Source organism: Promicromonospora iranensis, from assembly GCF_028994805.1.
GTDB classification, from domain to species: domain Bacteria; phylum Actinomycetota; class Actinomycetes; order Actinomycetales; family Cellulomonadaceae; genus Promicromonospora; species Promicromonospora iranensis.
On sequence record NZ_JAJQQP010000016.1, the window covers coordinates 26,028 to 48,222 of the forward strand.

The window sequence follows — 22,195 nt, forward strand, 5'->3', positions numbered from 1 at the left end:
GGTAGTCACTCGGCCAACGCTGAGTGACTACCTCGCTAGGTGACTACCTCGGCAGGGTGGGTTATCGGGCGCCCGCGCCCAGGAGGCGGTCGTACTCGGCCATCGCGGTCGCGACGGCGGTCTGTGCCCAGAACCGGTGGTAGGTGAACTGCGGGACGTCGCCGCCGTCCAGGTATTCCTGGACCTCGGGGAACATGGGGTCGTCCTCGTAGAACGACCGGATGTCCAGGAACGAGACGCCGGCGGACGCCTCGTCGCCGTTCGGGTAGGTGCCCGTCCAGCCCTCCGGGACGTAGACGCCGTCGCCGCCGGGCTGGTACTCGTCGTCGAACCGGCCGAAGTCGGCACGGGACTCGACGGTTCCGATGCCCTTCTCGTCGCTGTTCTGCTCCCACATCGCGTCGAGCAGGGCCTTGGCGGTGTCGGCCGCCTGCTGGTCGCCCGAGGCCGCCGCGTAGTAGATGAGCGTGCGGGCGATGGCGCCGGCGACGCCGACGTCCTGCCCGTGCGACGTGACGTCCACGTGCAGGCCCGCGTTGGCTCCGGGGCTGTCCGGGTTCCACGTGTCCGGCGCGCCGGACCAGGAGAGCTCGGACGGCACCTGCCACGAGTCCGCGGTCACCGTGATCTCGTCCAGCACCCAGGGCACCCACTTGTCGAGGATGGACTGCGCCCGCTCGTCACCGGTCTGGTGGTACAGCTGGGCGATCCGCTCCACGCCCCAGCCCTGCATGCCGAACCACTGGTTCGACGGCGGGTCGTGGTAGACCGGTGCCTCGTCGTACACCATGTCGTAGAACGTGGGCGTGCCCGCGGGGTGCGACCCGTAGGCGCCGTCGACGCTGTTGGTGGCGCCGCCCGCGATGCCGCCTTCCGCGGACTGGAGCCACTGGAAGAACTCGATCTGCCGGTCCATGCTGGCCGACCAGTCGTCCTGCGCGGTCGGGGAGGCCGGCACCAGGTCGGCGTCGGTGGACAGGGCGTAGGCCGCCAGCGGGTTCTGGTAGCCGAAGTGCGCGTGCGAGGAGCCGATGCGCCACGCCCAGGGGCCGCTCGTGTCCAGGGCACCGCCCCAGGCGTAGTACCAGGACAGCAGGTAGTGCGCCGAGCTGCGCCCGGAGCCGGGCGCGCAGCTCGTGGACTCGCAGCCGATCTCCTTGAAGTACTTGTCGAACAGCGAGTAGCGCAGGTAGTCGCCCATCTTGGACGCCTTGTCGACCGTGCCGGAGATCTCGCTCCCGGCACCCTGCTCGTTCGCGAACTGCTTGGCCCAGTACACGGCCTCGACGGCGCGGGCATCGGCGTCGGGCGCGTTGGTGTACTTCCACTGACGGGCGTAGCTCGCGTCGCCGGTGAACAGGTCGAGGTAGCCGTTCGGGCCGCCGTAGGAGAAGTCGTCGATGGCGGGCTGCGGGATCGTCTCCCAGACCGACTCCTGAGGGCCGCGCTGGAACGTGTTGATGTACGACGTGCCCTCGTAGTCCGGTCCGAGCAGCTCGGAGGAGCCGGGCGCTGCGCCGAAGCCGTAGACGTTGTCGGCGTCGGCCAGCCAGTGCATGCCGTAGACCTCGTCGGTGCCGTAGGTGCGGCTGAGCTCGTCGGCGATCGGGTCCTGGCCCACCGCGACACCCGAGTCGAGGCGCGCCGGGTAGGCGCTCGGATGGTTGTGCTCCGGGGCGTACGTGGCCGGCGACGCCGGGTTGTACGCGCTGTTGGTCGGCTGGTTCTCGGTGGTGGGGATCATGTACGCCTCGAGCGTCTCCCACGCGTGGTTGAACGGCTCCCAGTCGCCGGTGACCTGGCCGTAGGACGCCTCCAGCCACAGCCAGAAGCTGTACGCCTCCGACGTGGTCTCGTGGCCGTAGTCCGGCGCCTCCACGAGGAGCGTCTCCGCCGAGTGGTAGGGGATGCCCTGCGCCGAGAAGTAGCCGTTGGCGGGGTCGTGCATCTTCTCGTACATCGCCAGGAACCGGTCGGCGTACTCCCCGGTCACAGCGCGGGGCGCCGCCTGCGCGGCGTCGTCCGGGCGGTTCCTGCCGGTTCGGCGCCGACTGGGCCGGCGGCTGCCGGCAGGATGCCCAGGGCGTCGAGAGACAGTGCGGCCAGTGCTGCGGCGGCTAGGGCTCTCCGCCTTCGGGCTCGGTTCATGACGTGGCCTCCGATGCGTGCGTCGTTGAACGGCGCCCGCGGAGCGAGCGCACCTCAGACGGTCGGCGCGCCGGTCCGCGCAGGCAACGGACTTAACTGATTCACAGCGGGGCCCGGCGCCCTGGTCGGGGACGGCATTGGTGGCGGGCGCCGCCCGTAGCGCATGATGTGCCGCATGACCAGGGACGCGATAGTCGTCGGGGCCGGCATCGCCGGGCTGACCGCCGCCAACGCACTGCTGCGCTGCGGGTGGGACGTGCGGGTGCTGGAGCGCTCGCCCGAGCCGCGCACGACCGGCGCCGGCATCGTCCTGCTCGCCAATGCGCTCCGCGGCCTGGACGCTGCCGGAGTCGGTGGCGCCGTGCGCGCCGTGGGGCAGCGTGCCTCTCCGGGAACGCTTCGTGACGGCAGCGGGCGCGCGCTGGTGCACGTCTCGCCGGAGCAGATCGCGGCCCGGCTGGGGACGGTGGCCAACGCCTTTCACCGGCCCCGGCTCCAGGAGGCGCTGCTCGGTGGTCTGGGCGACCGAACCGTGACGTACGGCGCGGCCGCCGTCGCGGTCGACCCGGGCGACGCCGCGCGGTCCGCCACGGTCACCCTCGAGGACGGCTCCACCCTGAGCGCGGACCTGGTGGTAGCGGCCGACGGCGTCCGGTCGCGCCTGCGCGCCGCGGTCGCCCCGGACGCGGCGGAGCCCGTCTACGTCGGCTCGACCACCTGGCTCGCCGTGCTCGACAACCCCGGGGTCTCCGAGATGTCGCAGACCTGGGGCCCGGGCGGCGAGGTCGGCCTGATCGCGCTCGGCGACGGCCACCTGTACTGGTACGGCACCCAGGTGCGTCCGGCGGGGAGCCCTACGGGCGACCCCGTCAAGGACCTGGCCGCCGCTCGTGCCGCGTTCGCGGGCTGGCACGACCCCATCCCGGAGGTGCTGGCCGCGACCCAGCCGGAGCAGCTGCAGCAGCTCGACCTCTACGGGTTCCCCCGGCCGATCCCGCGCATGGTCCGCGGCCGGGTCGCGCTGGTCGGCGACGCCGCGCACGCCATGCCGCCGAACGTGGGCCAGGGCGGCAGCCAGGGCATCGAGGACGGCGTGGTGCTCGCGGCGTCGGTCTCGGGCGACGACCCGGTGGTCGAAGGGCTCGCGGCCTACGATCGTGTGCGCCGGCCTCGGACCGCGGGCGTGCTGCGGGCCGCGTGGGCGAGCGCGAGGTTCGGCGAGCAGCTCAGCAACCCGGCGCTGGTCGGGCTGCGCAACACCGCGCTGCGGGTGGTCCCGGCCCGGTTGATGCTCGACGGCATGGCACGCTTCGCGAGCTGGACGCCGCCGGAGCTGCCGGTCGTGCGCTGAGCCGCGGTCGGGTCGTAGCGCTGCATGGTGGCCTGGTCGGGAAGTCGGTGGGCGTGGCGGGGGAGCAGCCGGCTCCCTCAGCGCACCCGCGTCGTCAGCACGACGCGCGTGGTGCCGGCGATCAGCACCGCCGCGCCGATCATGTGCAGCCCCACCAGCAGCTCGGGCAGGTCGGTGAAGTACTGCACGTACCCGATGAGGCCCTGCGCCAGCGTGATCACGAGCAGGATCAGTGCGGCGCGGCGCACCGGCGCCGGCCCGCCGCGCACGGACACCAGGTAGGCGACCAGGACTGCCAGGAACGCCCACACGGCCACGGCGTGCCACCTGGTCAGCAGCGCGGGGTCGACGGCGATCCGGTAGCCCACCTCGGCGTCGCCGCTGTGCGGACCGGCCCCAGTGGTGAGCACACCGAGCACGACGACGACGGCGGTCAGCCCGGCCAGCGTCCAGGCCAGGGCGCGCACGCGCGGACCGACCACGAGGGTGGGGACGTTGTCGCCCTCGCCGGACCGGTGCAACAGGTACAACGACGCCGCCACGAGCGCGCCGGAGACGCCGAAGTGCAGCGAGACCCAGCCGGGGTGCAGGTGCAGCAGCACCACGACGCCGCCGATCAGGGCCTGCATCAGCACGCCCACGATCGGTACCAGACCGAGCAGACGGTAGGACGCGGAACGCTTCAGGTCGGTGCACACCGCGATCGCGACGAGCACCGCGATGATCCCCAGCACACCGGTCAGCGTGCGGTTCCCGAACTCGATGTACGGGTGCAACGAGGTGGCCTCGTGGAACTGCGGGGTGAACTGGCCCGGTTCGCAGTTCGGCCACGTGGAGCAGCCCAGGCCCGACCCCGTCAGACGCACGGCACCGCCGGTCCCGATGATGCCGATCTGGCCGACCAGGTTCGCGATGAGGACGGCGCGGGTCCAGTGGCGGAAGCGGTCGACCCGTCCGGCGAGCGCGGCAAGCCGGGAGGTGGGGGCGGCGGTTGCGGTCACAGCACAACGCTAGCGGCCGACGACGGCGTCGCCTCCCGCGCAGATGCCGGAAACGCTGTGATTCTTTGCCGACGAGCTGTCAGGAACGCCACATGAACCCGTGGCGTGTCAGGCGCCCAGGTCGCGGGGAGCGATCTGGGCGCCTGACACGTGCGGTCTGCCGGGTACGTCCGGGTGCGTCAGAGACCGCTGACGTTCAGCAGCAGGTTGGGCGAACCGGTGCCCGGGTCGGTGACGACGTCCGGCAGGGCCGCACCCGTCAGGGCGTCGCCGACCTCGGCAGGCGTGGCCGCGGGAGTCCCGCCCAGGACGAGCGCCGCGGCGCCGGCGACGTGCGGCGTGGCCATCGAGGTACCGCTGATGGTGTTCGTCGCCGTGTCATCGGTGGACCAGGCCGACGTGATGCCGGAACCCGGCGCGAAGATGTCCACGCAGGTGCCGATGTTCGAGTACGCGGCGCGGGCGTCCGTGTCCTCGGTGGCGCCCACCGTGATCGCCTCCGCGGTGGAGCTCGGCGAGCCGTCGCAGGCGTCCGCCGCGCTGTCGTTGCCTGCCGCGAGGGCGAAGGTGACGCCGTCCGCGACAGCCGCGGACACCGCGTCGTTCACCGCTTGCGAGAAGCCCCCGCCGAGCGACATGTTGGCCACGGCCGGCTCGCCGGCGGCGTGGTCTGCGGCGACCCAGTCGATGCCGGCGATGACGCCGTCGAAGCTGCCCGAGCCCGCGCAGTCCAGGACGCGGACCGCGACGAGCGAGACATCCTTGGCGACGCCGTGCTCCGAGCCGCCCACGGTGCCGGCCACGTGCGTGCCGTGCCCCGCGCAGTCGGTGGCGTCGTCGTCGCCGTCCACGGTGTCGATGCCGCTGACCGCACGACCGCCGAAGTCCTCGTGGGTGGTCAGGATGCCGGTGTCGATGATGTACGCCTTCACACCCGTGCCCGAGTTCCCGTAGGTGTACGAGTCGTCGAGCGGCAGCTCTGCCTGGTCGATGCGGTCCAGGCCCCAGGAGGGGACCGGCGACTGTGTGTCGCTGGCCGTCATCACGCGGTTCTGCTCCACGTACGCGACGGTCGGGTCGGCCTCGAGCTTCTTTGCCTGGCCTGGCGACATCGACGCGGAGAAGCCCCGCACCGCCGTGGTGTACGAGTGGCGGACCTCGCCGCCGTACTTCTTCACGAGGCCGTTGGCCGTGCTCTTGACCTCGGACCTGGCGACGTCGCCGTCCTTCAGCACGACGATGTACGAGTCCTCGATCAGGGCGCCCGCGACGGGCGCCGGCGCCTCGTCCGGCGCCGAGGACGCCATGGCCGCCGCGGCCGGTGCCGCCGCCAGTGCGATCGCGATACCGGCACCGACGATCAGCCGACGGCGGTTGCTGTGAGTGGGAGTCACGTTGCCTCCTGGGAATGTAGGTGAAACGCACCCTAAAAGCGTAGATTTCACCCGCCAACCCCACGAATTGGTCATAGCTTCCGCGTATGGGTTCTCTGTAGGTAGTTACCCGGATGGGGGCGAACCGCGAGATCGGTCGCTTGCAGAGCGGTCGGCGTGACTTCGGTCGGTTGCGCTGAGATCGGTCGGTTGAACGACCGATCTCAGCGCAACCGACCGAAGTCAGCGGGATCGGCGGGTGTCCAGTGCCAGCGGGTGCTCAGTGCCAGCGGAAGAGACGGGCGGCGCCGGCGCCGAGCGCGGCGGTCCAGCCCAGCAGGACCACCACGGAGAATGCCGGCACGGAGCCGTGCAGGAGCGCGCCGCGCATCGCCTCGCCCAGCGCGCCCGACGGCAGCAGGACCGCGGCGTGCGCCAGCGGGCCCGCGAGCTGCTCGGCGGGCAGCAGCACGCCGCCGCCCACCGTGAGCAGCACGAGCACGAGGTTCGCCACGGCGAGCACTCCCTCGGCGCGCAGAGTCCCGGCCAGCAGCAGCGCGAGGGCGGTGAACGCGGCAGTCCCCAGCAGCCCCGCGCCGACGACGGCAGGCAGCGCGCCCAGCTCCGGCCGCCACCCGAGGGCCACCGCGACGCCCGCGATGACGACCACCTGCACCAGCTCGACGGCGAGCACGCCGAGCACCTTGCCGGCCAGCAGGCCTCCGCGGCCCAGCGGCGTGGTGGCCATGAGGCGGAGCACGCCGTTGCGCCGGTCGAACGCGGTGGCGATCGCCTGGGACGTGAACGCCGTGGACATCACCGCCAGCGCCAGCACGCCCGGCGTCACGAAGTCGATGCGTGTGTACCCCTGCGTGTCGAGGTCCAGGAACGAGGTGCGTACGAGACCCACCAGCACCAGCACGGGCAGCACGATGGTCACGAGCAGCTGCTCGCCGTTGCGCAGGATCGCGCGCGTCTCGAACGAGGCCTGGGCCGCGATCCGGCGGACGGCGGGTGCGGCGGCCGGTGTCGGTGCGGCGGCCGGCGCGGTCTGGACGCTCATCGCAGGTTTCTCCCGGTGAGGTCGAGGAAGACGTCCTCGAGGGTGCGGCGGCCGGTCGTGACCGACCGGGCCAGCACGCCGCGCTCGGCGAGCCACGCCGTCACGGCGGCGAGCGCCGCCGGGTCGACCGCCCCGGTCAGCGTGTACACCCCGGCCTCGCTCTCGGAGCCGACCCACCCTTCCTGCCCACTTCGTTGAGTGCTGGGTATTTGTTGGACTGGAGGGCTCTGACTCGACAAATACCCAGCACTCAACGGGGTGGAGGGCGTGTTGAGGGTCGTGAGCAGAGGGGTCAGGTCCAGGCCCGGCGCGGCCTCTATGCGGACGGTGCCCGGTCCGGTGCCGGCGTCGGTGAGCTCGCGGACGCTGCCGGACGCGATCACGCGGCCGTGGTCCACGACATGGACGTGGTCGGCGAGGTCGGCGGCCTCGTCCATGAGGTGGGTGGTCAGCACGATGGCGACGCCGTCCGCGCGCAGCTCGCGCACGAGGTCCCAGACGGCGCGCCGGCTCTGGGGGTCCATGCCGGCGCTGGGCTCGTCGAGGAACACGACGTCGGGCCGCCCGACGACCGCAGCGGCGAGGGCCACGCGCTGACGCTGCCCGCCGGAGAGCCGGCGCACCGTGGTGCGGGCGAAGCCGTGCAGGCCCAGGCGTTCGGCGAGCTCGTCCACGGGGCGGGGGGTGGCGTACATGGCGGCGACGTGGCGCAACAGCTCCAGCGCGCGGACGCCGGTGGGGAGGCCGCCGTCCTGCAGCATGACGCCGACGCGGGGGCGCAGGGCGCGGGCGTCGGCGACGGGGTCGCGGCCGAGCACGCGGACGGTGCCGCCGTCGGGGGAGCGGAGGCCCTCGCAGCACTCGATGGTGGTCGTCTTGCCCGCGCCGTTGGGGCCGAGGACGGCGGTGACGGCGCCGGGACGGGCGACGAGGTCGAGACCGTCGACCACCGCGCGTCCGTCGTACCGCTTGACGAGGCCGCGCACCTCGACGGCGACCGCCTGGTCGGGGCCGGTGGCCGCGCCGGCGGCACGGGCCTCGGCAGTGGGTGTGGTGGCTCCTGCGGTGGCCGCCTGGGCGGGGTCGATCGCGGGCGCGTCGGACAAGGGCACCGCACAATCGTAGGCGGCAGCGCGCGGAGCGTCGTCGTACTACGTGACCTGGGTGTGGACCGCACGTGTGAGATGTGTCGCGATCGGGCCGAACTGAGGCTCGCCTTCCTTGCGCATCTCGAATTAGGGAACAAGGATGTTCTCAAAAGCATTGGCGTCTACGAAGGCGTGCACACCCACCGGTGAGGCATGCCTGCGGGACGACGTGAGGGAGGTGACCAGCATGAGCGCAGCGACACAGGTGGCAACGGGGCACGTGGCGAGCCACGAGACCGACGGCACCACGCGTCGGCGAGTGCTCGAGCTCGTCGCCTCCCGTGGCCCGGTCACCGCCGGCGCCCTCGCCGCCGTCCTGGAGCTGACCGCCCCGGCGGTACGTCGGCACCTGACCCTCCTGGAGGAGGACGGCAAGATCGCCGTCCACGAGGCCTCGCGGTCGGGCGCGCCCCGCCGTGGCCGACCCGCACGGCGGTACGTCGTCACGGGCGGTGGCCAGTCCGAGCTGGCCGGCGGCTACCAGGAGATCGCGCGGCAGGTCCTGCGGTTCCTGCGGGACACGGGCGGCAGCGAGGCGGTGGCGGGCTTCGCCAAGGAGCGGTTCGACGCCGTCGCCCGCAGCTACGCGCCGCACCTCACCGCGGACACCGCCGAGGGTCGCGCCGCCCAGCTCGTCCAGCTGCTGTCCGCGGACGGCTACGCCGCCTCCGTGCGGCCCGTCCCGGCACCGCTGACCGGCCCCACGGCCGGAACGGTCGCCCGTGCGGTGCAGCTCTGCCAGGGGCACTGCCCGGTCCAGCACGTGGCCGAGGAGTTCCCCGAGCTGTGCGAGCAGGAGGCCCGCGCGTTCAGCGAGCTGCTGGGCTCGCACGTCCAGCGCCTCGCGACCATCGCGGGCGGCGCGCACGCCTGCACCACGAACATCCCCGTGAACCTGACTGTGAACATCCCCCTGAACCACCCCGTGACGACCCCCACCGAAGGAAAGTGATGAGCGCAGAAACGCAAGCGCCAGAGCAGCGCTCCGACGATGAGATCATCGCCAGCATCGGCTCTTACGAGTACGGCTGGCACGACAGCGATGCCGCGGGTATGTCCGCGCAGCGTGGCCTGAGCGAAGAGGTTGTCCGCAACATCTCGGCTCTGAAGAGCGAGCCCGAGTGGATGCTGAACCAGCGGCTCAAGGCGCTGCGCCTCTTCGGCAAGAAGCCCATGCCGAGCTGGGGCTCCGACCTGTCGGGCATCCACTTCGACAAGATCAAGTACTTCGTGCGGTCCACGGAGAAGCAGGCCACCTCCTGGGAGGACCTGCCCGACGACATCAAGAACACGTACGACAAGCTCGGCATCCCCGAGGCGGAGAAGCAGCGCCTCGTCGCGGGCGTCGCCGCCCAGTACGAGTCCGAGGTCGTCTACCACCAGATCCGTGAGGACCTGGAGGAGCAGGGCGTCATCTTCGTCGACACCGACACCGGTCTGCGCGACTACCCGGAGCTGTTCCAGGAGTACTTCGGCACGGTCATCCCGGCCGGCGACAACAAGTTCTCCGCGCTGAACTCCGCCGTGTGGTCGGGTGGCTCGTTCGTCTACGTGCCGCCGGGCGTGCACGTGGAGATCCCGCTCCAGGCCTACTTCCGGATCAACACCGAGAACATGGGCCAGTTCGAGCGCACGCTGATCATCGCCGACGAGGGCTCGTACGTGCACTACGTCGAGGGCTGCACGGCGCCGATCTACACGTCGGACTCCCTGCACTCCGCGGTCGTCGAGATCATCGTCAAGAAGAACGCCCGCGTTCGCTACACGACGATCCAGAACTGGTCGAACAACGTGTACAACCTGGTCACCAAGCGCGCCACGGCCGCTGAGGGTGCCCAGATGGAGTGGGTCGACGGCAACATCGGCTCCAAGGTCACCATGAAGTACCCGGCGATCTACCTGCTGGGCGAGCACGCCCGCGGCGAGACGCTGTCCATCGCCTTCGCCGGCGAGGGCCAGCACCAGGACGCCGGCGCCAAGATGGTGCACGCGGCGCCGAACACCTCGTCGTCGATCGTGAGCAAGTCCGTGGCGCGCGGCGGCGGCCGCACGTCCTACCGCGGTCTGGTCCAGGTGCTCGAGGGCGCCTCCCACTCCGCGTCCAACGTCCTCTGCGACGCGCTGCTGGTGGACCAGATCTCCCGCAGCGACACCTACCCGTACGTGGACGTCCGCGAGGACGACGTGTCCATGGGGCACGAGGCCACGGTCTCGCGGGTGAGCGAGGACCAGCTGTTCTACCTCATGTCCCGGGGCATGGAAGAGACCGAGGCCATGGCCATGATCGTGCGCGGGTTCGTCGAGCCCATCGCGCGTGAGCTGCCCATGGAGTACGCACTCGAGCTCAACCGCCTCATCGAGCTGCAGATGGAAGGGTCCGTCGGCTGAGATGACGACTGCTACCACTGATCTGACGACAGATCACACGCGCGCTGTTGCCGACGGCGCCCACTCACACGGCACCGTGAAGCCCCAGGGCTCGCGAGCAGAGCGCCGCACCTCGTTCTCCCTGGAGGACATCCCGATCCCGGCCGGCCGCGAGGAGGAGTGGCGCTTCTCCCCGGCCGACCGCCTCCAGCCGCTGTTCCAGGCCGACCTCGGCAGCTCGGGCGTCACGGTCGAGGTGACCGCGGCCCCCGAGGTCACCGTCGAGACCGTCGACCGTGACGACGCCCGCCTCGGCACCGCCGGCAAGCCCGGCGACCGGACGGCCGTCACCGCGTGGAACGCCTTCCAGCAGGCCACGATCGTGACGATCCCCAAGGAGGCGGTGGCCTCCGACGTCACCTCCGTGCGCGTCCGGGGCGTCTCGCAGGACGCGAGCGCAGCCCACGTGCTGGTCCGCGCCGAGCGGCACTCCGAGGCAGTGGTGGTCCTGGACCACGACGGCGTCGGTACGCTCGCCGAGACCGTCGAGATCGTCGTCGAGGACGGTGCGCAGCTGACCGTCGTCAGCGTCCAGGACTGGGCCGACGGCGCCGTGCACGCCTCCTCGCACCGGGCCCGCATCGGGCGCGACGCGAAGCTCAAGCACGTCGTCGTGACCTTCGGTGGCGACGTCGTGCGCGTCACCCCGGACGCCGAGTTCACGGCTTCCGGCGGTGAGGTCGAGATGGTGGGCCTCTACTTCGCTGACACGAACCAGCACCAGGAGCACCGCCTCTTCGTGGACCACGCGGTGCCGGACTGCAAGTCCCGCGTGACCTACAAGGGCGCACTCCAGGGCTCCGGCGCGCACACCGTGTGGGTGGGTGACGTCCTGATCCGGGCCGCCGCCGAGAACACCGACACCTACGAGCTCAACCGCAACCTCGTCCTGTCGGACGGCGCACGCGCGGACTCGGTGCCGAACCTCGAGATCGAGACCGGCGAGATCGCCGGCGCCGGCCACGCCAGCGCCACCGGCCGGTTCGACGACGAGCAGCTCTTCTACCTCCAGGCCCGGGGCATCCCCGAGACCGAGGCGCGCAAGCTCGTCGTGCGCGGCTTCTTCGCCGAGCTCATCCACGAGATCGGCGTCCCGTCGGTCGAGGAGCGCCTGCTCGCCTCCATCGAGGCCGAGCTGGAGAAGTCGATGAGCGTGATCACCGGAGCACCGACCGCATGACCGCGCAGCTGGCCTGCATGACCGACGACCTGGGGCCCGAGGAGGCGATGCTCGTCGAGCTCGACGGCGCCGACGGTGCCCCGGTCCCGGTCGCGGTGGCACGTGACGCGGACGGCAACTTCCATGCCGTCTCCGACATCTGCTCCCACGGCGCTGTCTCGCTGTCCGAGGGCGAGGTGGAGGGCTGCCTGGTCGAGTGCTGGCTGCACGGCTCCCAGTTCGACCTGCGGACCGGTCAGCCCGTCCAGCTTCCGGCGGTGCGCCCCGTGCCCGTCTACCCGGTGACGGTCGACGGCGACAAGGTGCTCGTCGACATCGACGTCACCGTGCCTGTTTCCTGAATCTTCTGACTTCGCAAGCAACCCTGGAGTAACCGATATGCCCACCCTCGAGATCCGCGACCTGCACGTCAGCGTCGAGACCAAGGAAGGCCCCAAGCCGATCCTGCGCGGTGTCGACCTGACCATCGCCAGCGGTGAGACCCACGCCATCATGGGCCCCAACGGCTCGGGCAAGTCCACCCTCGCGTCGGCGCTCGCCGGCCACCCCAAGTACACCGTCACCTCGGGTACCGCCACGCTCGACGGCGAGGACCTGCTGGCCATGTCCGTCGACGAGCGCGCCCGCGCCGGCCTCTTCCTCGCCATGCAGTACCCGGTCGAGGTCTCCGGCGTGTCGGTCGCGAACTTCCTGCGCACCGCCAAGACCGCCATCTCCGGTGAGGCCCCCGCCCTGCGGACGTGGGGCAAGGAGGTCCGGGGCGCGATGGAGAACCTCCGCATGGACCCGGCCTTCGCCGAGCGCTCCGTGAACGAGGGCTTCTCCGGTGGTGAGAAGAAGCGCCACGAGATCCTGCAGATGGAGCTCTTCAAGCCCCGCTTCGCGATCCTCGACGAGACCGACTCCGGCCTCGACGTCGACGCGCTGCGCGTCGTGTCCGAGGGCGTGAACCGGGCCAAGGAGGAGACCGACATCGGCATCCTGCTCATCACGCACTACACGCGCATCCTGCGCTACATCAAGCCCGACTTCGTGCACGTCTTCGTCGACGGCAAGATCGCCGAGGAGGGCGGCTCCGAGCTGGCCGACCGCCTCGAGGAAGAGGGCTACGACAAGTACCTCGGCGCGAACAAGTCGGTCTCGGCCTGATTCACCGCTGACGTATCACGAGGGGACACCATGACCACCACCGCCACCGTGCGCCCGGACGACGCATCCGCCACCGCGCTCTCGACGACCGAGCTGGCCGCCGTGCGGGCGGACTTCCCGCTGCTCGAGCGCACGGTGCGGGGTGGCAAGCCCCTCGTGTACCTGGACTCCGCCGCGACGTCCCAGAAGCCGCAGGTCGTGCTCGACGCCGAGGTGGACTTCTACGAGCAGCGCAACGCCGCGGTCCACCGCGGCGCGCACCAGCTCGCCGAGGAAGCCACCGAGGCGTTCGAGCAGGCCCGCGCCGCGGTCGCTGCGTTCGTCGGGGCCGACGAAGCCGAGATCGTCTGGCAGCCGGGTGCGACCGCCGCGATCAACGTCGTGGCCTACGCCTTCTCCAACGCGACACTCGGCCGCGGCGGTGACGCGGCCGAGCGGTTCCGGCTCGCGCCGGGCGACGAGATCGTCGTTACCGAGGCGGAGCACCACGCGAACCTCGTGCCGTGGCAGGAGCTGTGCGCCCGCACGGGCGCCGTCCTGCGCTGGATCCCCGTGTCGGACGACGGCCGGCTCGACCTGACGAACCTCGACGCGCTCGTCACCGAGCGCACCAGGGTCCTCGCGTTCGGGCACGTGTCGAACGTGACCGGCGCCGTCGCGCCCGTCGCGACGCTCGTCGCGGCCGCCCGGCGCGTGGGCGCCCTCACGGTGCTCGACGCCTGCCAGTCCGTGCCGAACATGCCCGTGGACCTCCACGAGCTCGGCGTCGACTTCGCCGCGTTCAGCGGCCACAAGATGCTCGGCCCCACCGGCGTCGGCGCGCTCTACGGGCGGCGTGAGCTGCTCGAGGCCATGCCGCCCACCGTCACCGGCGGGTCCATGGTCGAGGTGGTAACCATGGAGAGCACCACGTACGCACCGCCCCCGCAGCGCTTCGAGGCGGGGACCCAGATGGTCGCCCAGGCCGTCGGCATGGGGTGCGCGGCCCAGTACCTCGACGAGCTCGGCATGGAGGGCGTCGCCCGGCACGAGACCGAGCTGGCCGCCGAGATGCTGAAGATCGCCGACATCCCGGGCGTCCGCGTGATCGGTCCCCTGGGGGCGGATGGGGCGGGTGAAGAGATCAGTCGTCTGGCCGTCGTCTCGTTCGTCGTCGACGGCGTGCACGCGCACGACGTCGGGCAGGTCCTGGACGACAAGGGGATCGCCGTTCGCGTGGGGCACCACTGCGCACAGCCGCTGCACCGCCGGTTCGGCGTGGCCGCGACGGCCCGCGCGTCGGCGTCGGTCTACACGACGGTCGAAGAAGTAGTGGCGTTCCGGGAAGCGTTGGCGGGGGTCCGCGCGTTCTTCGGAGCAGAGTGAGAACTTCGGCGAGGCCGTCCGGACGAGGGTTCGGACGGTTGCTCGCACGATCGAGAGAGGCAGCGTCGTGAGTACGCTCGAGCAGATGTACCAGCAGGTGATCCTGGACCACGCGAAGCGTCCGGTGGGCCACGGGCTCGTCGACCTCGCGGGGAGCCACGGGCACCTCGCGGGGGAGTCGCACCAGGTGAACCCGACGTGCGGTGACGAGGTGACCCTCCGGGTCGACGTCACGCCGGAGGGCACGGTGGCGGGCGTCTCGTGGGAGGGGCAGGGATGTTCCATCTCCCAGGCGTCGGTGTCAGTCATGACCTCGTTGGTCAAGGGTGCGGACCTTGCCGAGGTGGCGCGGCTCGACGGGCTGTTCCACGACCTGATGTCCTCCCGCGGCAAGGGCCTGGACGACGACGATGCCGAGGACGCCCTCGGTGACGCGACAGCCTTCACCGGCGTGTCGCAGTACCCCGCGCGAATCAAGTGCGCGCTGCTCGGCTGGGCGGCGCTCAAGGACTCGCTGGCGCGCAGTGGCGCGCTGGCAACGAGCTGAGGAGAGACCGATGACTGAGGCGAGTACCGAGGTCGGGCAGGAAGCCCCGGCCGCTCCCGCTGAGGGAGTGGGCCCGTCGCCCACCACCGCGGTGGACGTCGAGGAAGCGATGCGCGACGTGATCGACCCCGAGCTGGGGATCAACGTCGTCGATCTGGGCCTGGTGTACGGCGTCCAGGTGGACCAGAACAACCACACGACCATCGACATGACGCTCACGTCGGCGGCCTGCCCGCTGACGGACGTGATCGAGGACCAGACCGCGCAGGCGCTCGAGGGCATCGTGGACGGGTTCCGCGTGAACTGGGTCTGGATGCCGCCGTGGGGCCCGGAAAAGATCACGGACGACGGCAAGGAGCAGCTGCGGATGCTCGGGTTCAACGTCTGAGGATTTGGGAGGTCAGGTGGCAGCTCCCTCAACTGGGGAAATGCCACCTGGCCTGCTGTTTCATCCTCCGGCCCGTGAGACGGAAGTGGACGCGGGTGGCCTCGGGAGGCCACCCGAAGTCCCACTGAAGTCCCACGGGGCCGAGGATGAGTCCGCAGGTCGCGGGCCATCCTCGGGATATGTGCGGGTGTGTCGAAGTCCCAGCGAGGTGGGGCTGGCGCGGTGGGTGCACCTGGTGGGCGAGAGGACCCACCCATGGCACGCAGCAGAACTACCCGTCGCACCTTCGGTCTCCTGGAGGAACGCACGAGCGCGGTGACCGGCAAGGTCACGAGCGTCCGCGCGCGTTACGTTGGCCCGGACACGGAGAAACACACCCGTTCCTTCGGGGACAAGATGGCGGCCGAAGCCTGGCTCAACGCAGAGCGGATCCTCATCGACCGTGGTGAGTGGAAGCCGCCGAAAGTACGTGAGCGCGAGGAGCGCCTGGCGCGACAGCGGGCCATCACGCTCGCGGAGTGGGCCGAACGGTCGGTCGCGAACAAGAAGCTCCGGCCATCGACACGGAACCGGTACGAGCGGGCGTTGGAGCAGAGGATCCTCCCGGAACTGGGCGACGTCCCGCTGAAGGACCTGACTCGTCTGGACGTGGCGAACTGGTATACGCGTCTCGCGGCGACGGTGTCCGTTGAGGCGAAGGCCCGCAAGGCGAACGGGTACAAAGGCAACAACGACGGGCGAGGTGTCCTGTTCAGCGCGTACCAGGTGCTTTCCTCGATCCTGAACGACGCTGTCGACCACGAGCTGCTGGACGCGTCGCCCGCCAAGGTGAAGCGCGGCCTGCAGTACGAAGCGATACACGAGCCCGTGGTGCTCACGCCCGACCAGATGTGGCACCTGACGGAGCTGCTGCCCGACTACTTGCAGGCACTGGTGCCGCTGGCGGTAACCACCGGTTTACGCAACGGGGAGTTGCGCGGGCTACGTCGACGGCACCTGGTTCTGACTGACGCCAACCGCGCCGTGGTGAAGGTGCGGGGCACGGCGGCGAACAACAAGCAGGCCGGGCGGTACAACGAGATCGGTCCGCCGAAGACGAAGAAGTCGGTCCGTGACGTGCCGATCCCGTCGTTCGTTGTGCCGATCCTTAAGGAGCATCTCGAGAAGTACGCCGGACCTGGCAGCGACGGGATGGTGTTCCCCGCGAAGCGCGGTGGAGCCCTGCACGCATCGGTCGTCGAACGGAACTGGAAGGTGGCCCGAGGCAAGGTCGGGCTCGATGACCTGCACGTCCATGACCTGAGGCACACCGCGCTGACCTGGGCTGCGCGCGCCGGGGCGACACTGAAGGAACTGATGGCGATCGCCGGGCACGCCCACCCGACGATCGTGCTGCACTACCAGCACGTCGGGGACGAGGCGCGACGCCACGCGATCGCAGAAAAGGTCGGTACAGCGTTCCAGGACGAGCTCGCCGTCCGCCGGGCGCGGAAGGCGCGGGAGGAATCCCGCACGGACGCACGAGAAGCGGGCCGGCTCAGTTGAGGCAATCTGCATGAGTCAGGCGTGGGTGGACGTTGTCTGCTCTGGAAGAGATTGCGCACCTTGTTGGTGACGACGGCCGAAGCGCCGTAGGAGAGGAGCACGGTGATGAGTTCCCAGAACCCTGCAACTAGGGCTAAGAAAAGTATGCCAAGCGGCCAGCTCGTATCCCTCGCCACGGCGGCAGACGACCTTAGCGTCTCGGTGAAGACAATCCGGCGTCGCATCGCGGACGGATCGGTTCGGGCGTACCGAATCGGGCGGCTGATCCGGATCGACCTTGATGAGACGAGAACAGCGCTACTGGTGCCCATGTCGAACGCGCGGTGAGCAGTGGGTTGCCCGTGATCTCCGCCGTCGCCGGCTGGTTGGTCGCGGCTGGCGGCTCGGAAGCGTGCGGTCTACAGCTCGCGCGTGTCCGCTTCCGGGTCGAGGGGAGCGGTATTCACCTGGCGCGCGGATGGCAACGGCTTGCCCTTTGTGAGCGACTGGAGCTGATCACCGAAGAGCCGCCGGAGCATCTGCTGTTCTTGAGCCGGAACCACACTCCGCTGACATCCGCGAACGTACGGCGCAGGCTCCGAACGATCCTGGCCGAGGTGGGTATCACTGGCCTGGCTCCCCACTCGTTCCGACGGACGGTTGCGACTGCGATCGAACGTGGGCAGGAAGGCAATGCTGATCTCGCTGCCGCGACTCTCGGGCACACCTCGTCGGCAATTACGAAGAGGTACTACATCGAGAAGAACAACAAGGTCGATCCCATGACCGCGACCATCCTCGAGGGATTGGCGCCGACGGACTGAGGTGGTCACGCGGTGGCTGGGCCGGGGCCGCCCTTCGCTCCGCGGCGATCTGCTCGTGTGGCTCGGTCGCGTCGGTGGTCTCGCGGTCGATGAGGGCGGCCAGACCGGCCGGCTCCGCGAGGCCGCTCTCGAAGTGCTCGTACTGGGTCATCGTCCGTGTCTGGATGGGCGTATCGGGAAGGTGCGCCATCGATGACGCTGCTTGAGGCCCTGGACGCGAACCACGCAGGAGACGGGACTGCGGCTGTTCAGAATGAGGGCTCGACGCCCGGGGCGGCAGGTGGCTCGTAGCGAGGAGGCAGGAACCCATAGGTCACCGCGTGCCCGCGTGGGCGAGGCAGGATGAGGCCACGTAGCTGCAGCTGAGCGCGGATGTGCGCGGTTTCGCGTGCTGCGGCGCGGTAGTCGTTGATTCCTGGGCCGAAACGCTCCCAACGGGTTCCGTCCTCATCGGACACGATCTCTTCCCGGTATCCGCGCCCTATATGGTCCAGGACCTTGGTGGCGAAGTTGGGTGCGTCGACGACGCGTTGGATGCTCCCACCGGCCTCGATCAGTGGGTACAGACAGAACGAGGGCTGTGGGTCGGGATCGTAGGTCCAGATCTGCGAGTCGTAGACCGTTTGGCTGTAGGTCTGGTACTCACGCCAGACACGTCGCGCGGTGCGTAACCGGGAGGCGTTGGCTCCAGGGCTCATGCCGGGGATGCCGAGGGCGAGGGCGTGCCAGGGTTCGGCGCGCAGGGCTTGGTCGAAGTTCATTGCGGGCATGACGGCTCTCTCTTCGGTGCCGGTTGGTGAGCGGGCCGCGTGCTACAGCGCCGGCCCACCGGTATCCGGCGCCGGTCCACGCGACTGGTCCGCCGGCGAGGGCAGAGGCTCGGGCCGAGGCGTGGGACGTACCTGAGCGTGCAGCTTGAAGTCGATCGCGATGGTCGTCTGGTCGTGGAGCACGTCGCCCAGGTCGACGCCGAAGGCGCCACCGAAAGGGGTCGCCGTGGTCATGCCAGGCTGGACGGGGTCCGGGACGATGTCGCCCAGCACTGCCCAGGGCGCGACGGCGTAGCACTCGTTGATCAGCATGTCTGGGTGCGCGTGAACGCGAACCGGGGTGCGGCGGATGAATGGCAGCCCGCTGGGCGGGTGGCCGGGTTCGCGACGGCGCAACATGAGCAGGTCGACCGGGCTGTCCAGCAGGGGTGCCTGGCGCAGCGCGGATGCGGGCAGCCGGGAGGCTGCTATCAGGTCGGCGTGCTTGGCGATCGAGCGCCGCGGCTGAGCGTCGGTGCCGTCCAGGAGCTGGCGGTGGGCCAGGGCGACCAGGAGCCCGCCGGGACGTAGCCAGGTCAGGGCCTGCCGGATCAGACCGTGGTGCGCCATGGCGATGTCGATCTGACGGTCGCGGGTCAGTGCCCGGGTGTCGGCGTAGGGCAAGTTCGCGATCACGACGTCCGCCGTGTCGAATCCGGCGGCCTCGACCGTCGAGGCGTCGACTGGTTCCAGGTTGAGATCGTGGTGGGGCCATTGCGTCGCTTCAGGCAGGTTGCCGGAGAGCAGGATCTGGTCAGCGATGTCCTTCGGGAGGGGTGAGTCACTGTCGGTCGTGAGGCCGTCCAGTGTGCGGGGCGCGCCCGGGGGAGAGCCGGCAAGGATCTCGGCGTCGCGCCCTACGGCCAGGAGGCGCCCGGTGGTGTACTCCAGGGCCTTGATGTGTCCCCACATCTGGGTCGCGATCGTGTGGTGTGCGTCGACCGCGGGGGTGTCGAGGTGCAGGTCGACGGCAATGTCCTCGAGTGCCGCGTCCCGCTCGGCCTTGCTGAAGTCCATGATGTTCACTCCGTCGATTGGTCAGGTGATCCGGGTGGCGGTGATCCAGGGGCTACAGGTGCGGCCCGGGCGGCTCGTGGCGCGGTGGTGTGGAGTTGCGCCGGGATCTAGCCAGGCCGTGATCCGTCGCCGGATCTGGAGCCGTGTGAGCAGGACGGTGCTGGCGGGCGACCTCGCCAAACACTCCAGCGAGGCGTGTAGACCAGGTGCGGTTGGGGTCGTGGACGGCCAGCTGTTGCATGCCCCAGTGGTCGGTGCCCACGTCACGTGTGCCCAGTACCCGGTCGGGGTGCGTAGTGAAGTAGGTGCTCTCGTGCAGGCCGTCCATGGGCGACCAGTGCACGTGGGGGAACCGCAGTGCCGCGTCCGGATACCCGCCATCGCGGCGCCGCAGAACCAGGACATCGACCGGAGCGTCGCATGCCCGCTCGGCGCGCAGCGCGTGGGAGGGCAGCCGCGCTGCGCCGAGGAAGTCGGCCATCTGTGCCAGGCGTGCCCAGCGCGATGGGTCCGGGTAGTCCAGGACCGTGTGGTTGACCAGGAACACGGCGTGCCCACCCGGTGCCAGCCCGTCCAGAGCCTCAATGGCCTGGACATGGAAGCTGTGCAGTCGCATCGCGCGGGCCTCGCGGCTGCGCAGGTGGATGTCGTTGTGCGGCATCGACGCCACCGCGACGTCGAACGGCCGCGCCATCGCTAGGTTGAGGGGGTACCGGGTGACGGCGAACGCGTCACGATAGGCGTCCGGCCGTGGTCCGGGCACCGGACCCTGCCACCGGTCGTGCACCGGGAAACCGTCCTCGTCCCGAGCCTGGGGCCGGTTCGGATCACCCGTCAGTAGGACCTGCGGATCCACACCGAACGCCAGTGCCCGCCCACCGACCGGCGCCCCCAAGCCCCGCAGCAGATCCCAGACCATCGGCGCGAGCTGAGCGTGCGCACCGGTGGCGTCAGCGTTGGCCTGGACGGTCATCGCTGCGATGTCCGCCCGCTCTCGAGCAAGCGGCGTGTGCGATGCGGCGGTCATGACGGGTCCTCCCCGTCCCTGACGTCGGGCGTCACCGCGTCTGGCCCAGGATCGTCGGCGCCGGCCATGGGCGAGCCCCAGGACCGGCGTAGCCGGCTGACCCGCTCGGCGCGGATCTGATCGATCTCGGTCTGGGCCTCGGCCTCGATCCGGCGGCGCTGGTCGACGTCGTCGGCGACGAACACCGCGAAGTCCGCGGCCCGGTCGGTGACCTCGACCGGCGTAGGGCTGGTTGCAGGTTCCTCACCGGGCCAGGCGGTGCGGCGGGTGGGACGGTCCTCGGTCAAGGTCGTGCCGCACCGCTGAACCCAGTCCCGCAGTCGGCGTCGGCAGTCGCCCAGGTCCCTTAGCCACATCAGAGGTGAGCCCGGGTGGGCGTCCTCGGCGTGCCCAGCGAGCCACGAGGTGCGCAGTGCGGACAGCTCCCAGACCAGCTCGGGGTGCCGGTGCCACATCGGCGGCAGTTCCTGCGGCGTGAGGCCGAAGGTGTCGCGCAGCCAGTACACGAATGCGTCCAGCTGCCACCACTCCTGCTCGGCCCGCTCCGCGTCCAACGTGTTCCAGTTGATCGGCACCACCGGCTCCGGCTCCGCCGGAAGCAGCAGGTCAGCCTCCGAGGATGCCGCGGCCCTGCCTCGGCCCGAGGCGGCTCCAAGGCTCGCGGGAAACGGCGGTGCGTCGTCGCTCACTTTGTCCAGCGGGTCGTCCAGGTCATCGACGTCGGGCAGAGGGTCCCCAGGGCGCCAGCCCAGCATCCGCAGGAGCGAGAGCTGAGACGGATCGACCGGTGTGCCGTCCTGGGTGGCCGGTAGTTCGTCCGGGAGCTCGTGTCCGGGCAGATCGGGTTCGGTCGGGTCGCCGGATGCCTGGTCCGGGCCGCTCACGACGCACGTCCCGAATCTGCCTGCACGACGGGTGGGGTGGCCGGGCGCAGGCGGCGGCGGGTGCGCGTGACCTTGTACCGGGTACGGGCCGCGTCGTGCCCGAGCCGGCGCGCGACGAACTCTTCGCACGGCACCGTCTGGCCGTCGCGGGTGACCTCGTAGGTGTTGACGTGCCCCGAGGCGATGAACGCGTCACCGGGTCGGAACCTGGTTCGGGCGCGCTGGGTCGACTCGTTAAACACCACCAGGTCACAGATGACCGGCTCCTGGAGCGTGAACGTCTCGCCTTCGTGCCGCCACTGCTGGGCGCGTACCCGTGCACGCAGCACGGGCACGCCTGTGCGCGTGGCGCCGGGCCGGAGCCCGGTTAGGAACACGCCCTCCAAGCACTGGCGAATGGGGATCGTCATGATGGCTCCCTGTTCGGGTCGCGGGCGCCGGGTAGCGTCCGTTTCCCCTGGCAGGTGTGCGCCCACCACCGCAGCTGCCTGTGGAACCGCGCCTCCTGGTGACGATGTGCCAGTGGCCCTACGACACCTGCGGGCAGCCGCGAGAGCGGCTTGGCTGATCGAGGTATCCGTGAAGCGGGCGTACGTCAGAGGTGTCGCGCTCGGTCAGGGCGCCTGGTCCAACGCGCCCGGATCTGCGCCTCCGTGCGAGCCCGGGAGCTCGGCACGTCGGGAGGCTTCGGCGCCCTGGATGGCTCGGCTGGCACCGCGCGGGCGACATCGGTCCAGTGCAGCCAGAGCCCTGTCTCGCTCCGGCGGTCGTTCTCGTCGGGCGTCACGTAGACCAGCACGAAGTGCTGGTTCCACCGGTTGGCGTGGCCCGGCACCCACAGCGAGCGGTCCGGCCAGCACAGACGGGCCAGCACAGCGACGGCGTCCCAGGAGTAGGAGGGCTTGACGGGCACGCCTCCGACGGCGGACGCCGGCCAATCGTTGATCAGCCCCGCGAGGTCGTACACCAC

General features: G+C 70.3%; 23 protein-coding genes. 12 read left to right on the forward strand and 11 right to left on the reverse strand.

The features are described 5' to 3' along the window. Positions 1 to 61: 61 nt before the first annotated feature. Positions 62 to 1,993, reverse strand: a complete 1,932-nt coding sequence (locus LUM46_RS23315; RefSeq protein ID WP_274997457.1) for a glycoside hydrolase family 48 protein — start codon at positions 1,991 to 1,993, stop codon at positions 62 to 64. A gap of 330 nt (positions 1,994 to 2,323) precedes the next feature. Between LUM46_RS23315 and LUM46_RS23320 the strand changes: the two genes are divergently transcribed. After that, complete coding sequence (locus tag LUM46_RS23320) at positions 2,324 to 3,499, forward strand: FAD-dependent monooxygenase (RefSeq protein ID WP_274997458.1); 1,176 nt, start codon at positions 2,324 to 2,326, stop codon at positions 3,497 to 3,499. A 77-nt stretch (positions 3,500 to 3,576) separates the two neighbouring features. Here the strand turns inward: LUM46_RS23320 and LUM46_RS23325 are convergent, their stop codons facing one another. The 4 genes from LUM46_RS23325 to LUM46_RS23340 form a co-directional block, all read right to left on the reverse strand. Continuing rightward, positions 3,577 to 4,500 (reverse strand): COX15/CtaA family protein, encoded by a 924-nt coding sequence (locus LUM46_RS23325; protein WP_274997459.1) that lies wholly within the window; start codon positions 4,498 to 4,500, stop codon positions 3,577 to 3,579. Positions 4,501 to 4,679: 179 nt separating this feature from the next. Then, positions 4,680 to 5,894 (reverse strand): S8 family peptidase, encoded by a 1,215-nt coding sequence (locus LUM46_RS23330; RefSeq protein ID WP_274997460.1) that lies wholly within the window; start codon positions 5,892 to 5,894, stop codon positions 4,680 to 4,682. Between the two features lie 259 nt (positions 5,895 to 6,153). Continuing rightward, entirely contained in the window at positions 6,154 to 6,936 is a 783-nt protein-coding gene (locus tag LUM46_RS23335; protein ID WP_274997461.1) for an ABC transporter permease, read from the reverse strand. Then, positions 6,933 to 8,048, reverse strand: coding sequence for an ABC transporter ATP-binding protein (locus LUM46_RS23340; RefSeq protein WP_274997462.1), 1,116 nt, complete (start codon positions 8,046 to 8,048; stop codon positions 6,933 to 6,935). Before LUM46_RS23340 ends, LUM46_RS23335 begins: the two co-directional genes overlap by 4 nt. Before the next feature lie 223 nt (positions 8,049 to 8,271). On the opposite strand from LUM46_RS23340, the gene LUM46_RS23345 reads away from it, so the two are divergent. The 11 genes from LUM46_RS23345 to LUM46_RS23395 all read left to right on the forward strand — a co-directional run bounded on the left by LUM46_RS23345 (position 8,272) and on the right by LUM46_RS23395 (position 17,488). Further along, the gene (locus LUM46_RS23345) at positions 8,272 to 9,036 is read left to right on the forward strand and encodes a helix-turn-helix transcriptional regulator (protein WP_274997463.1); all 765 of its coding nucleotides are present in this window, start codon (positions 8,272 to 8,274) and stop codon (positions 9,034 to 9,036) included. Continuing rightward, positions 9,036 to 10,472 carry a Fe-S cluster assembly protein SufB gene (gene sufB / locus LUM46_RS23350; protein ID WP_274997464.1) on the forward strand — a complete coding sequence of 479 codons (1,437 nt, stop codon included), beginning with the start codon at positions 9,036 to 9,038 and terminating at the stop codon, positions 10,470 to 10,472. Before LUM46_RS23345 ends, sufB begins: the two co-directional genes overlap by 1 nt. Before the next feature lies 1 nt (position 10,473). Beyond that, positions 10,474 to 11,691, forward strand: a complete 1,218-nt coding sequence (gene sufD / locus LUM46_RS23355; protein ID WP_274997465.1) for a Fe-S cluster assembly protein SufD — start codon at positions 10,474 to 10,476, stop codon at positions 11,689 to 11,691. Continuing rightward, the gene (locus LUM46_RS23360; RefSeq protein ID WP_274997466.1) at positions 11,688 to 12,032 is read left to right on the forward strand and encodes a non-heme iron oxygenase ferredoxin subunit; all 345 of its coding nucleotides are present in this window, start codon (positions 11,688 to 11,690) and stop codon (positions 12,030 to 12,032) included. Before sufD ends, LUM46_RS23360 begins: the two co-directional genes overlap by 4 nt. 37 nt (positions 12,033 to 12,069) lie before the next feature. Next, the gene (gene sufC, locus LUM46_RS23365) at positions 12,070 to 12,840 is read left to right on the forward strand and encodes a Fe-S cluster assembly ATPase SufC (RefSeq protein WP_274997467.1); all 771 of its coding nucleotides are present in this window, start codon (positions 12,070 to 12,072) and stop codon (positions 12,838 to 12,840) included. Between the two features lie 30 nt (positions 12,841 to 12,870). Continuing rightward, on the forward strand, positions 12,871 to 14,205 hold the full coding sequence (locus LUM46_RS23370) for a SufS family cysteine desulfurase (protein ID WP_274997468.1): 1,335 nt from the start codon (positions 12,871 to 12,873) through the stop codon (positions 14,203 to 14,205). Between the two features lie 67 nt (positions 14,206 to 14,272). Continuing rightward, positions 14,273 to 14,752 carry a Fe-S cluster assembly sulfur transfer protein SufU gene (gene sufU, locus LUM46_RS23375; protein ID WP_274997470.1) on the forward strand — a complete coding sequence of 160 codons (480 nt, stop codon included), beginning with the start codon at positions 14,273 to 14,275 and terminating at the stop codon, positions 14,750 to 14,752. Positions 14,753 to 14,762: 10 nt separating this feature from the next. After that, positions 14,763 to 15,140, forward strand: coding sequence for a metal-sulfur cluster assembly factor (locus LUM46_RS23380; protein WP_274997471.1), 378 nt, complete (start codon positions 14,763 to 14,765; stop codon positions 15,138 to 15,140). Positions 15,141 to 15,395: 255 nt separating this feature from the next. Next, positions 15,396 to 16,685 (forward strand): tyrosine-type recombinase/integrase, encoded by a 1,290-nt coding sequence (locus LUM46_RS23385; RefSeq protein ID WP_274997472.1) that lies wholly within the window; start codon positions 15,396 to 15,398, stop codon positions 16,683 to 16,685. A 144-nt stretch (positions 16,686 to 16,829) separates the two neighbouring features. Continuing rightward, on the forward strand, positions 16,830 to 17,012 hold the full coding sequence (locus LUM46_RS23390) for an excisionase family DNA-binding protein (RefSeq protein WP_274997587.1): 183 nt from the start codon (positions 16,830 to 16,832) through the stop codon (positions 17,010 to 17,012). Between the two features lie 14 nt (positions 17,013 to 17,026). Continuing rightward, positions 17,027 to 17,488, forward strand: coding sequence for a tyrosine-type recombinase/integrase (locus LUM46_RS23395; protein WP_274997473.1), 462 nt, complete (start codon positions 17,027 to 17,029; stop codon positions 17,486 to 17,488). 248 nt (positions 17,489 to 17,736) lie between these two features. Here the strand turns inward: LUM46_RS23395 and LUM46_RS23400 are convergent, their stop codons facing one another. The 6 genes from LUM46_RS23400 to LUM46_RS23425 all read right to left on the reverse strand — a co-directional run bounded on the left by LUM46_RS23400 (position 17,737) and on the right by LUM46_RS23425 (position 22,192). Next, a complete protein-coding gene (locus LUM46_RS23400; RefSeq protein WP_274997474.1) occupies positions 17,737 to 18,258 on the reverse strand; it encodes a hypothetical protein in 522 nt (173 codons plus the stop codon). Between the two features lie 42 nt (positions 18,259 to 18,300). After that, positions 18,301 to 19,314, reverse strand: coding sequence for a class I SAM-dependent methyltransferase (locus tag LUM46_RS23405; RefSeq protein ID WP_274997475.1), 1,014 nt, complete (start codon positions 19,312 to 19,314; stop codon positions 18,301 to 18,303). Positions 19,315 to 19,366: 52 nt separating this feature from the next. Beyond that, a complete protein-coding gene (locus LUM46_RS23410) occupies positions 19,367 to 20,341 on the reverse strand; it encodes a class I SAM-dependent methyltransferase (RefSeq protein WP_274997477.1) in 975 nt (324 codons plus the stop codon). Continuing rightward, positions 20,338 to 21,225, reverse strand: coding sequence for a hypothetical protein (locus LUM46_RS23415; protein ID WP_274997478.1), 888 nt, complete (start codon positions 21,223 to 21,225; stop codon positions 20,338 to 20,340). The genes LUM46_RS23410 and LUM46_RS23415 overlap by 4 nt, the downstream gene beginning before the upstream one ends. Further along, entirely contained in the window at positions 21,222 to 21,635 is a 414-nt protein-coding gene (locus LUM46_RS23420) for a single-stranded DNA-binding protein (protein WP_274997479.1), read from the reverse strand. Before LUM46_RS23420 ends, LUM46_RS23415 begins: the two co-directional genes overlap by 4 nt. Positions 21,636 to 21,820: 185 nt before the next feature. Continuing rightward, on the reverse strand, positions 21,821 to 22,192 hold the full coding sequence (locus LUM46_RS23425; protein WP_274997480.1) for a hypothetical protein: 372 nt from the start codon (positions 22,190 to 22,192) through the stop codon (positions 21,821 to 21,823). Between the last annotated feature and the right edge of the window lie 3 nt (positions 22,193 to 22,195).

Bases quoted from the DNA above. Each gene is read 5' to 3' on its own strand.
- LUM46_RS23345 (WP_274997463.1), top strand. From the start codon at position 8,272: ATGAGCGCAGCGACACAGGTGGCAACGGGGCACGTGGCGAGCCACGAG.
- sufD (WP_274997465.1), top strand. From the start codon at position 10,474: ATGACGACTGCTACCACTGATCTGACGACAGATCACACGCGCGCTGTT.
- LUM46_RS23335 (WP_274997461.1), bottom strand. From the start codon at position 6,936: ATGAGCGTCCAGACCGCGCCGGCCGCCGCACCGACACCGGCCGCCGCA.
- LUM46_RS23380 (WP_274997471.1), top strand. From the start codon at position 14,763: ATGACTGAGGCGAGTACCGAGGTCGGGCAGGAAGCCCCGGCCGCTCCC.
- LUM46_RS23390 (WP_274997587.1), top strand. From the start codon at position 16,830: ATGCCAAGCGGCCAGCTCGTATCCCTCGCCACGGCGGCAGACGACCTT.
- LUM46_RS23360 (WP_274997466.1), top strand. From the start codon at position 11,688: ATGACCGCGCAGCTGGCCTGCATGACCGACGACCTGGGGCCCGAGGAG.
- LUM46_RS23385 (WP_274997472.1), top strand. From the start codon at position 15,396: ATGGCACGCAGCAGAACTACCCGTCGCACCTTCGGTCTCCTGGAGGAA.
- LUM46_RS23370 (WP_274997468.1), top strand. From the start codon at position 12,871: ATGACCACCACCGCCACCGTGCGCCCGGACGACGCATCCGCCACCGCG.
- LUM46_RS23320 (WP_274997458.1), top strand. From the start codon at position 2,324: ATGACCAGGGACGCGATAGTCGTCGGGGCCGGCATCGCCGGGCTGACC.
- sufB (WP_274997464.1), top strand. From the start codon at position 9,036: ATGAGCGCAGAAACGCAAGCGCCAGAGCAGCGCTCCGACGATGAGATC.
- LUM46_RS23405 (WP_274997475.1), bottom strand. From the start codon at position 19,314: ATGGACTTCAGCAAGGCCGAGCGGGACGCGGCACTCGAGGACATTGCC.
- LUM46_RS23410 (WP_274997477.1), bottom strand. From the start codon at position 20,341: ATGACCGCCGCATCGCACACGCCGCTTGCTCGAGAGCGGGCGGACATC.
- LUM46_RS23400 (WP_274997474.1), bottom strand. From the start codon at position 18,258: ATGCCCGCAATGAACTTCGACCAAGCCCTGCGCGCCGAACCCTGGCAC.
- sufC (WP_274997467.1), top strand. From the start codon at position 12,070: ATGCCCACCCTCGAGATCCGCGACCTGCACGTCAGCGTCGAGACCAAG.
- LUM46_RS23420 (WP_274997479.1), bottom strand. From the start codon at position 21,635: ATGACGATCCCCATTCGCCAGTGCTTGGAGGGCGTGTTCCTAACCGGG.